This window comes from Stenotrophomonas sp. FR010 (assembly GCF_047520755.2).
Lineage (GTDB): Bacteria > Pseudomonadota > Gammaproteobacteria > Xanthomonadales > Xanthomonadaceae > Stenotrophomonas > Stenotrophomonas sepilia.
Genome location: NZ_JAXBQT020000004.1, coordinates 59,783 through 74,975 on the forward strand (window position 1 = coordinate 59,783; position 15,193 = coordinate 74,975).

At 65.5% G+C, this 15,193-nt stretch carries 14 protein-coding genes and 3 tRNA genes; 3 read left to right on the plus strand and 14 right to left on the minus strand.

Features of this window, described 5'->3' with window-relative positions; translation table 11 throughout:
* Positions 1 to 38: 38 nt before the first annotated feature.
* Together ACM0PK_RS05065 and ACM0PK_RS05070 are read right to left on the minus strand one after the other, a co-directional pair.
* Positions 39 to 1,382, minus strand: coding sequence for a sensor histidine kinase (locus ACM0PK_RS05065; protein ID WP_134971327.1), 1,344 nt, complete (start codon positions 1,380 to 1,382; stop codon positions 39 to 41).
* Position 1,383: 1 nt separating this feature from the next.
* On the minus strand, positions 1,384 to 2,055 hold the full coding sequence (locus ACM0PK_RS05070) for a response regulator transcription factor (RefSeq protein WP_049415866.1): 672 nt from the start codon (positions 2,053 to 2,055) through the stop codon (positions 1,384 to 1,386).
* Positions 2,056 to 2,231: 176 nt separating this feature from the next.
* Between ACM0PK_RS05070 and ACM0PK_RS05075 the strand changes: the two genes are divergently transcribed.
* Positions 2,232 to 2,516 carry a hypothetical protein gene (locus ACM0PK_RS05075; RefSeq protein WP_111007592.1) on the plus strand — a complete coding sequence of 95 codons (285 nt, stop codon included), beginning with the start codon at positions 2,232 to 2,234 and terminating at the stop codon, positions 2,514 to 2,516.
* Positions 2,517 to 2,612: 96 nt separating this feature from the next.
* Here the strand turns inward: ACM0PK_RS05075 and ACM0PK_RS05080 are convergent, their stop codons facing one another.
* A complete protein-coding gene (locus ACM0PK_RS05080; RefSeq protein WP_180886216.1) occupies positions 2,613 to 2,753 on the minus strand; it encodes a hypothetical protein in 141 nt (46 codons plus the stop codon).
* Between the two features lie 182 nt (positions 2,754 to 2,935).
* Between ACM0PK_RS05080 and ACM0PK_RS05085 the strand changes: the two genes are divergently transcribed.
* Positions 2,936 to 3,238, plus strand: coding sequence for a nuclear transport factor 2 family protein (locus ACM0PK_RS05085; RefSeq protein ID WP_111202158.1), 303 nt, complete (start codon positions 2,936 to 2,938; stop codon positions 3,236 to 3,238).
* 126 nt (positions 3,239 to 3,364) lie between these two features.
* On the opposite strand, the gene ACM0PK_RS05090 is transcribed toward ACM0PK_RS05085, so the two are convergent.
* From ACM0PK_RS05090 to uvrB, 3 genes are all read right to left on the minus strand, one after another.
* Positions 3,365 to 3,439, minus strand: a tRNA-Val gene (locus ACM0PK_RS05090).
* Positions 3,440 to 3,537: 98 nt separating this feature from the next.
* A tRNA-Val gene (locus tag ACM0PK_RS05095) sits at positions 3,538 to 3,612 on the minus strand.
* Between the two features lie 106 nt (positions 3,613 to 3,718).
* Positions 3,719 to 5,743, minus strand: a complete 2,025-nt coding sequence (gene uvrB, locus ACM0PK_RS05100; RefSeq protein ID WP_111202159.1) for an excinuclease ABC subunit UvrB — start codon at positions 5,741 to 5,743, stop codon at positions 3,719 to 3,721.
* Positions 5,744 to 5,871: 128 nt separating this feature from the next.
* On the opposite strand from uvrB, the gene ACM0PK_RS05105 reads away from it, so the two are divergent.
* A complete protein-coding gene (locus ACM0PK_RS05105; RefSeq protein ID WP_111202160.1) occupies positions 5,872 to 6,417 on the plus strand; it encodes a GspH/FimT family pseudopilin in 546 nt (181 codons plus the stop codon).
* Between the two features lie 52 nt (positions 6,418 to 6,469).
* Here ACM0PK_RS05105 and ACM0PK_RS05110 read toward each other — a convergent pair.
* From ACM0PK_RS05110 to ppnN, 8 genes are all read right to left on the minus strand, one after another.
* Positions 6,470 to 6,546: transfer RNA gene (locus tag ACM0PK_RS05110), tRNA-Asn, on the minus strand.
* Between the two features lie 47 nt (positions 6,547 to 6,593).
* Positions 6,594 to 7,001: a type IV pilin protein gene (locus ACM0PK_RS05115; RefSeq protein WP_005415966.1), complete on the minus strand. Its 408-nt coding sequence runs from the start codon at positions 6,999 to 7,001 to the stop codon at positions 6,594 to 6,596.
* A 23-nt stretch (positions 7,002 to 7,024) separates the two neighbouring features.
* Positions 7,025 to 10,780 carry a pilus assembly protein gene (locus ACM0PK_RS05120; protein ID WP_414606853.1) on the minus strand — a complete coding sequence of 1,252 codons (3,756 nt, stop codon included), beginning with the start codon at positions 10,778 to 10,780 and terminating at the stop codon, positions 7,025 to 7,027.
* Between the two features lie 13 nt (positions 10,781 to 10,793).
* The gene (locus ACM0PK_RS05125; RefSeq protein ID WP_414606854.1) at positions 10,794 to 11,315 is read right to left on the minus strand and encodes a pilus assembly PilX family protein; all 522 of its coding nucleotides are present in this window, start codon (positions 11,313 to 11,315) and stop codon (positions 10,794 to 10,796) included.
* Positions 11,316 to 11,320: 5 nt separating this feature from the next.
* Positions 11,321 to 12,478, minus strand: coding sequence for a PilW family protein (locus tag ACM0PK_RS05130; protein WP_414606855.1), 1,158 nt, complete (start codon positions 12,476 to 12,478; stop codon positions 11,321 to 11,323).
* A gap of 8 nt (positions 12,479 to 12,486) precedes the next feature.
* On the minus strand, positions 12,487 to 12,984 hold the full coding sequence (gene pilV, locus ACM0PK_RS05135) for a type IV pilus modification protein PilV (RefSeq protein WP_111202162.1): 498 nt from the start codon (positions 12,982 to 12,984) through the stop codon (positions 12,487 to 12,489).
* Positions 12,981 to 13,496, minus strand: a complete 516-nt coding sequence (locus tag ACM0PK_RS05140; RefSeq protein WP_005415961.1) for a pilus assembly FimT family protein — start codon at positions 13,494 to 13,496, stop codon at positions 12,981 to 12,983. Before ACM0PK_RS05140 ends, pilV begins: the two co-directional genes overlap by 4 nt.
* A 161-nt stretch (positions 13,497 to 13,657) precedes the next feature.
* A complete protein-coding gene (gene ppnN, locus ACM0PK_RS05145; RefSeq protein ID WP_180885237.1) occupies positions 13,658 to 15,046 on the minus strand; it encodes a nucleotide 5'-monophosphate nucleosidase PpnN in 1,389 nt (462 codons plus the stop codon).
* Positions 15,047 to 15,193 lie beyond the last annotated feature (147 nt).

Genomic DNA, 15,193 nt, shown 5'->3' on the forward strand with positions numbered 1-15,193 from the left:
GCGGCAGCTTGCCTATCGGGACTTGCCCCGCAAACGCGTCAGCGCCGGACGCTGCCGCGATGGAAATTGACCCGGAAGCTTGCGCCGCCTCCCGCAGCCTCACCGACACTGACCGAGCCACCGTGGTGCTGCACGATCTCTTTCACCAGGTGCAGGCCCAGGCCACTGCCGCTGCCCGCCGCGCGCAGGCGATGGAACGGCTCGAAGATCGCCTCGCGGTCGCTCACTGGAATGCCCGCGCCCTGATCGCTGACCTCCAGCAAGCCGCGCGCATCCAACCGCACGCAGATGGTGCCACGGCCACCACCGTGCACGATCGCGTTGTGCACCAGGTTGGCAATCACCCGCCCCAGCGCCAGACTGTCGCCGTGGATCCACACCGGCGATTCCGGCGCGTCCACTTCGAATCCATAGCCGGCGCCCACCACCAGCGGCGCCAGGTCTGCGGCGGCCTCACGCACCAGCAGCGCCAGGTCCAGCTGCTGCAATGCGCCGACATTGCGGTCAAGGCGCTGCAGATCGAGCAGGTGCTCGGCAACATTGCCCAGCCGCGCCACGTCGGTCAGCAACTGCGATTTCAGCTCACCCTGTGGCAGCTGCGCCAGGCGCGCCTGCACCACGGCGATCGGCACGCGCAGCTCGTGCGCCGCGTCGGCGAGGAACTTGTCGCGCGCGGCGTAGCCCTGCTGCACCTTGTCGATGGCATCGTTGAACGCTTCCACCAGCGGCGCCACTTCCGTGGAGACCAGCCGCGCATCCAGCCGAGCACCGGGTTGGCCGATGTCCAGTTCCTTGGCCTGCTGCGCAGAACGGCGCACACCGCGCATGGCACGGTGGATCACGGTCGGCATCACCAGCAGGGTGACCACGATCAGTGGCAGGAAGAACCACAGGCCGATCAGGCGCAGCACCATCAGCGCACCATCCAGCAGCCCGCCCTTGGGCGCGCCACCGACCATCACGGTGATGCGGCGCCCGTCCTCGTTGCGGATCATCACCCGCGCCACGTCCAGGTAAGGGGGCACCAGCGAGCCCAGTTCCGTGGCGCCCACGGTCGGCAGCCGCGCCAGCATCGGCGCGTGGATCGCTGGGATGGTGCCGCGCTCCAGCCACATGCCCTTGTCATCCACCGCGGCGAACCAGAGATTTCCCCCGGCGTTGGCATCGAGCTTGTCCCAGCGCGCCTGGTCCAGCACCAGGCGGCCACCTTCGCTGTGCACCGCCTTGGCCACCGCCTCGGCAACGAACATGTCCATGCCCCAGGAGTCCTTGTCACCCCAGGTCAGGATCAACGCGACCACCGCGAACAGTACGGTGAAGGCCTGTGCCAGGAACAGGCGCCAAGCCAGGCCAAGGGTGATCGAACGGATCGGACGGGCCATCTCAGGCCTCCGCCAGCAGGTAGCCGACGCCCCGGATCACGTGGATCTCCACCCCCGCCCCGGCCTGCTGCAGCGCTTTGCGCAGCTTGGAGATATGCGCATCGAGCGCATTGGACTGGATCTCATCATCGAACCCGTACACTGCAGCCTCCAGGGCACTGCGGGTCACCGTGCGGCCCTGCCGCATCGCCAACGCCTGCAGCACCAGCACCTGCCGACGTGGCAATGCCAGGGGCTGGCCCTCCACCTGTGCCTGCAGCGATTCGAAATCGAACTCGAGCCGCCCCAGCCGCAGGCTCGGCGTCACCATCGCCGAAGGCCTGCGCGATACGGCGCGGATGCGCGCCATCAGTTCCTCGATCGCCACCGGCTTGACCAGATAGTCATCGGCACCGACGTCCAGGCCTTCGACCTTGTCCGACAGCGTGCCCTTGGCGGTCAGCATGATCACCGCCAGGTTCGGCCGCAGCGCACGCGCCGACGCGACGAATCCAGCACCATCGCCATCGGGCAACTGTCGATCGAGCAGCAGCAGCTGGTGCACCGGTTCGCGCAACGCGAGCGCGGCCTCGGCCAGGCTGCCGACCACATCGGCGACCACGCCCTGCCGCTCCAGGCCCGATTGCAGGGCGCGGGACAGATCAGGATCGTCTTCGACCAGGAGGATGCGCATCAGGAACTCGTCTACCGGAAACGCTGCCGATCATAGTGCCTGGGGCCATGGTTTTGCGCCCATGCATGCCAGCGGTTGCAGGCGCAATGTTCTGACAATGTTGCCCCTTCAGCATGCGCAGCCATCACCCGCAACGCGGCCGAACGATGCTGTCGCTGCCCCTGACAAGGACCCCCATGGCCTCCGTCTCCCCCACCGCAGAAGCCCACGCGATCCTGCGTGCACCGGACCTGGACAGCGCAGAACGCGCCTATCTGGGACTGATGCCCGACCTTGAACATGTGAATGCACTGGCCCGCCGTGCAGTGAGCCTGTCACGCGTTGCCGACGCGGCACGCGGCTATGCGTTGTCGATGACTCTGGTCGGACTGCGCCTGCAGGAGCTGGAGATGGGCGAGCCAACGGCCAGGGAACATCGCCAGGCCACCCTGCGCAGCCTGCGCCAGGCCTTCAGCGCCTGACAGCACCCGCACAGGCACTGCCGCCGCACCGGCGGCAGCGGGAGTGATCGGGTCAGCAGGACCCGCCACCCGGCAGGCCTGGCGCGGCGGCGTCATTCAGCGCAGCGTGGTCCACGCCAGCAGCGCGCACAGGATTGCGACCCAGATCACGGCCTTGAACGTGCCTTCCAGCATGTTGCCGCCGAACAGGCGTTCCAGGAGCGGATTGGGCCTCGACACCGGGACGTGATCACTCATGCGGCAGCTCCTTGCAGTAATGGCGCGTTTGCGCAGTAGCGCCGAGTCTACGCCTGCGCGGCCCGGATTCATCGCCATCTGCCTGCCTTTGGCGGCCCAATTCCCGCCTTCGTCGCAGGCCGGCTGCGATGCCCGGCCGACCCTGCCAGCCTGCACGCACTTTCCCGCTGGAGCACCGTGCCATGCCGATGCTTGCCCTGATCCTGCTGTTCTCCAGCCTGTTCGGCGACGGCTGCGGGCCCACCGAAGATGCCCTGCGCAGCCAGATCCTGCGCACCGAGGATCGGCAGGCCATGCATGAAGCGCAGCCCCTTCAGCTCTATCACCTGCGCCAGGACCGCGTGCTGCGGCTGGGCAGCCAGCAATCGCCAGACGACACTGGCGCCAGCCCTCATCCGGCACCGGCCCCGGTACGTGTGGCGCAGCTGTGGGAACGCGTCGACGGCCAGTGGCGCATCCAGAGTTCGATCAGCATTACCCACTGATTTCATGCCAATGAACCGGCACGGATGCAGCTTCGCAGGAACGCCAGGCTCGCCGGAACGAAAAAAGCCGGCCCCGGGGCCGGCTTTCATCGTTTCCACGGCTTCACCGGCAACGCCGGGAGCAGGTGGTGGGCGGTACAGGGTTCGAACCTGTGACCCCTACCATGTCAAGGTAGTGCTCTACCGCTGAGCTAACCGCCCATCTTGTTCTTGCCGCCCGAAGGCTGGCCTTGCTACGTAAAAACCCGGCGCCAGGGCCGGGCTTTGCAGTTCACGACAGCCCTCTTCCGAGGACTTCGTGGTGGGCGGTACAGGGTTCGAACCTGTGACCCCTACCATGTCAAGGTAGTGCTCTACCGCTGAGCTAACCGCCCGTTTTGCTTCTGCATTTCCGCGATTGCGTCGGTGCAGGCCGCGTATATTACGGATGCGGGCCGTGAAGCGCAACACTTTTGTGAAGATGATGCTGCACTGCCACGTTCAGCCCAGGCTGGCTTCCTTCAGCTGCCGGATCTGGTCACGCACCCGTGCGGCATCTTCGAATTCCAGGTCCTTGGCGTGCTGGTACATCTGCTGTTCCAGCGCCTTGAGACGGGTCGCCAGCTGCGCCGGAGACAGCGAACGATAGTCGGCCGCTTCTTCGGCCACACCCGCCCGGCCCTTGCCCCTACCCTTCTTGGCTTCCTTCTCGGCGGCATCCGAACGCGCGCCTTCAAGGACATCGACGATCGGGCGCGCCACCGAGCGCGGCACGATGCCATGTTCTTCGTTGTACTCGACCTGCTTGGCACGGCGCCGGTCGGTCTCATCGATCGCCGCCTGCATCGAGCGGGTGATCTTGTCGGCGTACAGGATCGCCTTGCCACGCACGTTGCGTGCGGCGCGGCCGATGGTCTGGATCAGCGAGCCAGTGGAGCGCAGGAAGCCTTCCTTGTCGGCATCGAGGATCGCCACCAGCGATACCTCGGGCATGTCCAGGCCTTCGCGCAGCAGGTTGATGCCGACCAGCACGTCGAACTTGCCCAGGCGCAGGTCGCGGATGATCTCCACGCGCTCGACCGTATCCACGTCCGAGTGCAGGTAGCGCACGCGGATACCGTGTTCGGTGAGGTACTCGGTGAGGTTTTCAGCCATGCGCTTGGTCAGCGTGGTGACCAGCACGCGGTCGCCCGCCTTGATGCGCGCGTTGGCCTCGCTCATCAGGTCGTCGACCTGGGTACCGACCGGCCGGATCTCCACCACCGGGTCGATCAGGCCGGTTGGGCGCACCACCAGTTCGGTGATCTCGTCACCGGCTTCACGCAGTTCATAGGGCCCGGGCGTGGCCGACACGTAGATGCTGCGCGGGCAGCGCTCCTCCCATTCCTCGAAGCGCAGCGGGCGGTTGTCCAGCGCCGACGGCAGGCGGAAACCGAACTCAACCAGGGTTTCCTTGCGCGAGCGGTCACCCTTGAACATGGCGCCGATCTGCGGGATGGTCACATGCGATTCGTCGATCACCAGCAGCGCATCCGGCGGCAGGTAGTCGAACAAGGTCGGTGGCGGCTCGCCGGCATTCTTGCCGGTCAGGTGCCGGGAGTAGTTCTCGATGCCGTTGCAGTAACCGACCTCGGCCATCATTTCCAGGTCGAACTGCGTGCGCTGGGCCAGGCGCTGCGCTTCCACCAGCTTGTTCTGCGCGTAGAGCTGCTCCAGCCGCTCCTTCAGCTCTACCTTGATCGTCTCGATCGCCGCCAGCACGCGCTCGCGCGTGGTCGCATAGTGCGTCTTCGGGTAGACCGTGAAGCGCTGCATGTTGCGCAGCGTCTCGCCGGTGAGCGGATCGAACAAGGTGATCTTCTCGACCTCGCCATCGAACAGTTCAAGGCGCAGTGCTTCGCTGTCCGACTCGGCCGGGAACACGTCGATCACTTCGCCGCGCACGCGGAAGGTACCGCGCTGCAGCTCGTACTCATTGCGCGTGTACTGCAGCTGGGTCAGGTGGTTGATCAGATCGCGCTGGTCGATGCGCTCACCCTTGGACAGGATCAGGCGCAGTGAAAGGTAGTCTTCCGGCGCACCCAGGCCATAGATCGCGGACACCGTGGCCACCACGATCGCGTCCGGGCGCGACAGCAGGGTCTTGGTCGCGGCTAGCCGCATCTGCTCGATGTGTTCGTTGATCGAACTGTCCTTCTCGATGAAGGTGTCCGACGACGGCACGTAGGCTTCGGGCTGGTAGTAGTCGTAATAGCTGACGAAGTACTCCACCGCGTTGTGCGGGAAGAACGCCTTGAACTCGCCATACAGCTGCGCCGCCAGCGTCTTGTTCGGTGCCATGATCAGCGTCGGCTTCTGAACGTTCTGGATGACGTTGGCGATGGTGTAAGTCTTGCCCGAGCCGGTCACGCCCAGCAGGGTCTGCTTGGCGATGCCGGCCTCGAAGTTGCTGGTCAGCTTCGCGATGGCGTTGGGCTGGTCGCCCGCCGGCGAATACGGCGAGACAAGTTCAAAACTGTCGCTCATGGTGTTGCCAGTTCCCGGGAAGGGTGAGTATACGGGGCGAGGAGTGACGGCCGGCTGAGGGGTTGCCGGGCAGACCCCTACGGGGATTCCCGATGGCGGCCGCACAGCCGGGCGCGGAGGCTGGATGCATGCGCACTGCCCAAGCCCCCTGCCCGCTCGGCCCCCGCTCTGCGCGGGGCGTGCACCTGACCGAACTGCTGGTGGTCATCACTGTGCTGGCGGTGCTGCTGGCCGCGTCCTGGCCGGCGCTGCAGCCCCTGTTGCTGCGGCAACGCGCCGATGCACTGCAACTGACCCTGCATGCCAGCCTGTCCGGCGCACGCAGCGAGGCAGTGCGCAGACGGGAGCTGATCGGCCTCTGCGCCAGTGTCGACGGCCAGCACTGCAGTGACGACTGGAGCGCCGGCTGGATCATCTACCGCAGCGGCGACCAGCGCGGGGAGCCTGCCTCGCCGGAGGCGATCCTGAGCCACCAAACCGGGCGTTCGGACATATCGATCCTTGCCCAGGCCAGCAGCGGGCGCCCGCAGCTGTTCTTCCAGGCAGATGGACGCAGCCCGGGCGCCAATCTGACCCTGCGCATCTGCGCGGGCAACAAGCTGCATGGCGCATTGATCGTCAACAACGGCGGCCGCGTCCGAAGCGAGCGCGTAGATCGCGGCACCCCCTGCTGAACGCTTGCGCAGAAAAACAAAAGCCGCGACTTCTCGCGGCTTTTGCAATATCTGGCGCCCGAAGTTGGACTCGAACCAACGACCCCCTGATTAACAGTCAAGTGCTCTAACCGGCTGAGCTATTCGGGCGGGGAGGCGCATTGTACTGATCGATTACAGGAAGATCAACACCTGTTTCACCAACAGCTGGCAACGCCGCCGTCGGCCGTCTTGCGGTTGGCCTGGTCCACGCTCAACTTGCCACAGCTGTCCTTGGCCTGCGTGCCCTGCGGGGTGGCAGTGATGGTGAAGCTGGTGCCGTCGCCCTTGTAATCCAGGTTGTAGCGCGCAGTCCCTCCATCACGCGGCGACACCTTGGTCGGCAGTGCGTAGCCGGTGTAGGAGTTGTTGCTGGTGTGGTAGCGCTCCGCACGCTGCGCATACTCGGCCAGGTCCGCCTTCACCACGGCGCGATGCGATCGGCGCACGTACTCCTGGTAAGACGGAATGGCGATCGCCGCCAGGATGCCGATGACGATCACCACGATCATCAATTCAATCAGCGTGAAGCCGGCCGCGCGGCGAGGCATGGGAGTGTGCAACATGGGCGTGGATCCTCGCACTTGGGTTACTGGAGCTGGCGCCAGGACTGGCGACCGCACGGGTAAGGCAGATACAGCGACTGGCTACCCGCAGCACCCACCGCCATCCAGCAGGAGCTGCCACCGGGCGGTGCCTTGTTGTCCGTCGGACGTGGCAACACCGACAGCGAGACGTCACGCACTGGCGCGGTTCCTCCTGTCTTCAGTGCAATGGCCGCGGTGCCGGAGCCGGGTCGGCTGCCGGTCGGCGAGCCATAACGGACGTTCTCCAGCATCGGCAGGCCACTGATCGACGACAACCCGAACAGCCAGTTCGAACCACTGGTCGAACAGCCGACCGTTTCCATGTTGGGTACATAGGTCGGCATGAAGACAATGCCACTGACCAGGATCGGGTTACCTACCGCACGTTCACCGTTGCCGGCAGGCAGCTGGATCATCCAGCCACGGGCGTTGGCCGGCGCCGCACCCGCGGTGATCTTGCGCTCATCAACGCCTGCAGCGGCGGCCGCGGCCGTGTACGGAACCAGGTTGGCGGCGGTCACCGTCGAGGTCACCGTCTTGCCCGACAGATCGTTCACGGCGTACAGCGCCTGCTGCGACTTGTCATCCTTGTCGCTGGTGAAGGAGAAGCTGCCGGTGCCGAAGTAAAGCATCACGCCGCCCGAAGGACCGGTCGCGGCGGTCATGCCACCGGTGATCGGCTGACGGTAGGTCCTGTTGGAGGAGTCCTGGGCAACCTGGCTGGTGAACATCGGCACGGTCAACGTGGTATTCGCACTGCTGGTCAGGTCGAACTTCCACACGGCGCCACGCTGATCGGCGGCATAGACGGTGTCGGCCAGGCCATCACGACCGCGCGCATCCTGGTTGGTACCGGTCCAACGATCGACAACGACCACATTGCCCAATCCGTTGTCCCCGGAGATGCCGGCGCCCGAGGTACCCTCGACGGCTTCGATCATCCGGATGTCGCCACTGGCCATATCGACCACGAACAACACCGCCTTGCCGCTGGCGCTGCCGTAGCCATTACCGAAGATCGCCTTCCAGGCCACGCCGGTGCCACTCTTCACCGGCACGATCACCGGCTTGCCCAGCACGAAACCGATGTTGTTGCGCACCTCATCCCGCAGCGACGAATTGATGTCACTGATTTCCCACAGCACGTTGCCGGTGCCGAAACTGCCCGGCGTGGTGACATCCAGTGCGAACACCGAACGGCCACCCGCACCCGTGGTGCCTACCAGGCTGGTCTGCCAGGCGGTGCCGTTGAACGTATCGGACACCGTCACCGGACCATCGACGTAGTAACGATGACGGAAGGTCTGATCGGCCGTGTCGGACTTGTAGGGGAACAGCAGGTTGGCCATGTGGCCCAGCGCCGTGGCCGGGATGTAGGCAAAGCTCTCCGTGCCACCGGTGCCGTCCTGCTTGGCGTCGGCCTTCATGCCGCCGTCGAAGGCGTGCAGCATGCCGTCATTGGCGCCGACATAGACCATGTACCGCTGCGACTTGGCCTTGGTGGCCAGGTAGTCCGTATAGCTCTTTGCGTAGGTGCCCCCGAGCTGGCGGTAACCGTAGTCGTCCAGCGGCGAGCTCACCACCGGCGCCGAATTGACGATGTCACCCAGCGGCGTGGTGCGGTCGCGATACTTGCCGCCGTTGCGGACTTCGGTCGAGCTGTCGGCACTGAGATAGTTGATGGCACTGGCCAGATCAGCCTTTATCGCCGTCAGCTTGTCGGTGGAGCACACCAGCATCGTCGCGTACTTGCCGTCAGGCTTGCTGCACAGGTCCTGCAGGCTGATGCGGGCGCTGTTGAAATCCACGGGCGAACCCAGCTTGTTGGCGACGATCCGGCGGCCGGACGATGTCAGGCGGCTGGAGGCTTCCCACACCTCGGTGAGCTCGGCCACCTGGTCGGCGTTGACCTTGACGCTGGACGCGGTCAGCTTGCTAGACCAATCAGTGCCGCTGTTGGTGATGTCATAACGCGGGGTGACCGCCAACGAGCCGGTACCGATGCGTGCACCACTGATACCGATCGTGCCTGAAGGCGACGCACCACCGGTGATCGAGGACAGTACCCGGCGCATGGCCTCGGTGATGTCGGCCGGCGTCTGCGCATTGATGAACTCACCACGGCTGTTGACGGCCGCGTGCCACAGTTCATCGATGACCGTACCGTCGTCAACATTCAGCGGGTTGCCGTTGCCAGCCCAGTTCGGCGGGTTCTTGTAGGGATCGTCGGTCGCTGCCTGGTTGACGCCATAGATCTTGCCCTGCGCGCCCAGGGTCACGCCGTAGAAGTTCATGTGCAGGTCGGTCTGGCAGTCCAGGCGCTTCCAGTCCGGGCTGCTCTTGTCCAGCGAACTGCACTTGTCACTGACCGGCACCTGGCCGGCCGGGAAGCTGGTGCCGGTGCGCAGGGGTGTGCGGGCGCCGGCATAGGCCGCCGCCGCGATGTCGGCGATGGTATTGCTGTAGCCATCGGCGAACGGAATGGACGGCAGGTGCGTGGAATTCACCGAGTCCGCATCACCGAACGATCCGTTGGGTGCATTGCCGGAGTTGGTGTAGCCGTCGGTGAACAGCATGCCGCCATTGCGCTGGCAGGCCAGCTGCACGGGGGCGTCGGCATCGGTACGACGGAACTGGTCGACCAGATATTCAACCGCGCGGCGGTTGGGCGTGCCGCCATTGCCGGTGAGCGTGTAGATCTGCTTGTAGAGATCGGCACGATTGGTGACCATGTCATACATGGTCGCGTTGCTGAGCTTGTTGATGGTGAAGTAGCCCACGCGCATCGTGTCAACGCTCACCAGCGCCGCAGTCGACGAACCGACGATCGCCAGCACGCGGTTGCGGTGGTACTGGAACCAGTTGGCAAAATTCTGGATCGCGGCGTTGTAGGCGGCCGGGCTCGAGTAGTTGCCCGGCTTGATCTGGTAGCGGCGCATGTCGCAGCTGGGACCACAGGCCCCTGCGATCAGCGGCCGGCTGGCATTGTCCGTCTTGTAGCCCGCCGGAGCCGGTGCCGCCGCAGGCAGGTAGAACGTGGCCGGGAAATAGGTCACCGCATAGGTGGTGCTGCTGGTGATGCTGGTCGCCGCAGTGCTCCAGCCACGGCCGGTGTAGTAGGAGTTGCCGGTGCCGGACAGGTCGGGAATCCGCATACCGCTGACAAACTGGAACTGTTCCGCCGTCGTGGAACGGTCGGTCGTCATGTTGTAGACAGCATTGTAACCGCGCTGGGCCGAACGCGGATCGGCGCGGGTCTGGGTGATCGAGGCATTCGGCCACAACGTGCCATCGGCATTGGTCCACGGCCGGTAGGTCACGTCCGGGTTGAAGTAGCTGGCGTTGTAGACATGGGAACGGGCAAAGCCGTAGATGTCCAGCGGCGGAATGGCCCGGCCCGGTGAATATTCCTTGTTGAATTCCGCGTGCGGGTACAGGTAGAGGTAGCAGTCCACCGAACTGGTCGAACACGCCGAACCGACACTGAAGAAGCTTCCGTCATTGTTGAAGAAGCTTCCGGTGCTGGTGTTCCAGCGCATGCGGCCGTCACCACCGGGGAACATGCGTTCGAAGTTCATCGAACCCGAATCGTCCACCGCCATGATGAACGCCGGTGTCGCGCGGGTCTGCACGTTCATCGGCTCCTGTGCCAGCACGCCCTGCGCCTGTGCGGCGAACAAGGTATGCGCCAGATAGCCGCCAGCGGCCAAGACGGCAAGGCCAACGCCTGCCAGGATCCTGCGGTTGCGAGTGTTCATGGGCTCCCCACCCTCACAGCTTGAATACGGTATCGATCGCCGCACGCGACGTCGCATCACTGGTGGTATCACCGGCATAGGTCGTGATCTGGTAGACCGGCGTTGGCTTCTCCACCGACTTGCCCATGTCCAGCGCACCCTCCCCCTGGATGCAGCCCTGGATCTCACGGACATAGATGGCCGGCTTGCTGCCCAGCTTGGTTTTCGCGACCCAGGCCGACGGATCGAAGCCGTCATCGCACTGCTGGCTGATGTCGGCGGACACTACGGCCGGATTGGTACCGGCATCCCTGCGGTTGGCGATGTTCTCCACCGCGTTCTCGGCGCTGCGTGCTGCGCCTTCGGCATTCTGGAATGCCATGTTGGTCGCCCGGTAGCCGGCCGCCATGCGCTCCTGCATGCCGGCCACCTGCATGCCGATCACGCCCAGCAGGGCCAGCAGCACCAGCATGATCAGCGCGACGTAGAGAACGGCACCCTGCTGTCGCGCCTGGGCAACGAAGGGACGGCGCCGGAAGGAAGGATGAGTGCGCATGGTCGTCAGTTCCCGAACAAGCGGTTGCGCAGCGCAACGGACGCTTCATAGGCGCCCCGATGGCGCTGATCGTAAGGATCGGCCGGGGCAAAGCCCACCCCCAGGATGGCCGGATAGGTGGCCGCACTGCCCGGCGCTTCGGCCGACGCACGCTGCGGGCTGCGCGCCAGCAGACCGACCTGCACCATGCCGACGCGGCGCCACTGCCCTGCGGCGGCGGCATCGGTGCCGGTACTGACCGCACTGGCCACGCGCTGGTCGACAATGCGGCCGGTCGGCGGCGTAGGCAGGGCGATATCCGGGGTGGCATCCAGTCCGTACAGGAACTGCATGTTCTCGATGCCTTCCACCAGCTCCTCGCCATCGGCGTAGCCGCCGGCGCCATTCGCGCGTGCCCGGTAAAGCGCCGGCTCGCCATTGGGGTTGCTTGCGATGTAGTACGCCATGCCATCGGCGCGATACAGCATGGTCATCGCGTTGTTGATCGAATAGTTGCTCAGGTCGACCTTGTCCACCTTCACCGTCGAACCGCTGATGGTGGCCGGGAACACGTCGGCACGGGTGCAGTCGGCTATGCCGAAGACCGTCGGCGCACCTGCGGCGTTGGCCTTCAGCCGGGCCATGCCATCACTGGAGACGGTCAGCGTGGTCGCGCCCGCGGCCACGGAGATGCCGGTCACCACGGCCCCTTCCGGACTCATCAGGCGCAGCACCAGGATGTCGCTGCCCGGCAGTGGCGCCGGCTTGAGGTTGGCGATGCTCTTCGGCACCGACTGCGCCGCGCTCCACGCGCGGCCCAATGTCAGCGTGGTGCCCGGCGCCGTGCCTGCAGCCTCGTATCCCTGCACCGGAACCGAGAAATCCTGCGGGTCGCCACTGCCCGAGCTGATGCCCAGGTGATAGCCGACATCGCCGGTGTTCTTGACCACATGGGCCTGGTCGTTGACGCAACCGAAGTGGCCAGCCATGCGCAGGTCACGCTGCAGGAAGTCCAGCGCGAAGCGCGCGTTCTCCTGGGTACGGGCCGCACCTTCGGACAGGCGCGATGCCGCACGCGAGGCGATGAAGATCTGGGTGACGCCCAGCATCAGGACCAGGCCGATGACCATGGCGATCATCAGTTCGATCAGCGACAGGCCTCGGACGCGCGAAATTGGACTCATGGGCATGTTCACAGGAAGGTCGTCAGGCCGAAGGTGGTAAGGCTGTCGGGGTCCTTCGGATCCCAGCGCTGGTCACCCCAGCTGATGGCCACGGTGACCTCGCCGGTGCTCTGCACGAAGGTCACCTGCGCGCTGGCCTTCTCGCCCAGCGTACGCGCGACCTCGCACTGCCAGCGTGCCACGTTCGCCTGCGGCGTCACGGCAGCGCCAGTGGGCCAGGCACAGGCCCCGCTGGGCTTCACCGAGCCGGCCGAGAACGAGGCCGAGGAATAGGCGCCACCGGCCAGGGTGTCGGTGCGCTGCGCGCGCATCAGTTCGATCAGGTCGTTGGCCAGGTTGGTCGCCTGGGTACGGTAGTTCGCGCTCTGCACGAAGCGGACGTTGGTGGTCTGCAGCAGGGCGAAGCCCAGCAGCCCGAATGCCAGGATCAGCACCGCCACCATCACTTCGATCAGGCTGAAGCCCCCCTGCGACGAACGCGGGTGGGCCAGGTTGCGGCGGCTCATGAGCAGGTTCCCTTGGTCACCCGGACCTGGCCGGATTGGTTGATCGTCAACGTGCTTTTCGATTCGCCGGCCTTGCACGCATCCGGCGACAGCACCAGCGTCTGATCGGCGACCGCCCTGCGCCGGCCGCGCCCGTCGAAGGCGATGACCGCGCCCGGCGGGCCAACTACGCTCAGCTGCGGATTGCCCTGTGAAAAGCGCAGCGCGACGTCATTGCTGCCCATCTGGCCGTCGCCATCCAGGTCCGACCAGGCCAGTACCCCTTTGGACCAGTCGCCGTCACAGGCTTTGCCATCGGCGCTGCCACAGACGCCGCCACCGTTGCTGTTGCGGATGCCTTCGCTGCGGGCCAGGTTGGCCAGCGCGATCAGCTCGTTGTTGGCGGTCGCCAGCCGGTTCGAGCGGATCATGCCGCGGAAGCTCGGATAGGCGATCGACGCCAGGACCACGAAGACGGCCAGCGTGACCATCAGTTCAACCAGCGTGAAGCCGTTTTGCCGGCGCAAAGACATTGGACGCTCCCCAGCGTGTTGGTGGCCACGATGGGCCATCGCCCCGCCACCGGCAAGCGGCGGCAGGATGAACGGTCAATCCGGGGCGACGGGCGTCAAAGGCTTGACGACCCGTCCTCCCCTGCCAGTGCCGGCGCGATCCCCATCACGCCGGCCCGGGTTCAGGCCAGCACCTGGTAGCAGGGCTGGTACTCGCCGGAGATCTTCATCCGGCGCTGCTCGACGAAGGCGCGCAGCAGCGCATCCAGCGCCTGCATCATGTCCGGGTCACCGTGGATCTGGAACGGCCCGAACTGCTCGATGCGGCGCATGCCGTCTTCCTTCACGTTGCCGGCGACGATGCCCGAGAACGCGCGGCGCAGGTCGGCCGCCAGCGCGTGCGGGGCACGCCCGTGGTGCAGGTCCAGCGCCGCCATCGCTTCGTGGGTGGGTACGAACGGCTGCTGGTACTCCCACGGAATCTCGATCGACCAGTTGAAGAAGAACGAGTCCTTCTGCGCCAGGCGGTGCTCGCGCACGCGCTTGATGCCGGTGGCCATCTTCTTCGCAACCGCCACCGGGTCGCCGATGATGATCTCGTAGCGCTCGGCAGCCGCATCGCCCAGGGTCAGGCGGATGAAGCGATCAATCTGCTCGAAGTACGGTGCCGCTACCGTCGGGCCGGTCAGGATCAGCGGGAACGGCAGGTCCCTGTTCTCCTCGCGCAGCAGGATGCCGAGCAGGTACAGGATCTCTTCGGCGGTACCGACGCCACCGGCGAACACGATGATGCCGTGCCCGATGCGGACGAAGGCCTCAAGGCGCTTCTCGATGTCCGGCATGATCACCAGGTGGTTGACGATCGGGTTCGGCGACTCGGCGGCGATGATGCCCGGCTCGGTCAGGCCGATGTAACGCGTCACGGTACGGCGCTGCTTGGCGTGGGCGATGGTGGCACCCTTCATCGGGCCCTTCATCGCACCCGGGCCACAGCCGGTGCAGATGTCCAGGCCGCGCAGGCCCAGTTCATAGCCCACCTGCTTGGTGTACAGGTATTCGTCGCGCGAGATCGAGTGTCCGCCCCAGCACACCACCAGGTTCGGATCACCCGGATTGAGGATGCGCGCGTTGCGCAGCAGGCCGAACACCGCGTTGGTGATGCCCTCGGATGACTCCAGCTCGGCCGCGTAGGCCGGGCCCATTTCGATGGCCATGTAGGCCAGGTCGCGCACGACGGCGAACAGCAGTTCGGCGACACCGCGGATGATCTCGCCGTCGACGAAGGCCATCGCCGGTGCGTTGACCAGATCGATGCGCACGCCGCGATCCTGCTGCGCTACCTGGATGTCGAAATCAGGGTAGAGATCGCGCGCGGCGCGCGGATCGTCCGAGGCGCTGCCGCTGGTCAGCACGGCCAGCGCGCAGCGGCGCAGCAGCTCATGCATGCCGCCGGCGGAGGCATCGCGCAGGCGTGCCACCTCAGCCCGCGACAACACATCCAGCCCCCCGCGCGGGTAGATCCGGGCATCCTGCACCGGCAGTGCACGGGCCGATTTTTCGTTCGTGGTCATATCCAATTTTTCGCTTCCTTCAAGGTTTCCGACTGTACTGCCGCCCCCTTAAAAAGCAAAACGGCCGGGAAGCCCGACCGTTGGATGTGTACCGCCCGCGTCCGCCATTTCGGGACCGCATCGGCGGCGTTGGCACCGCGCATATTT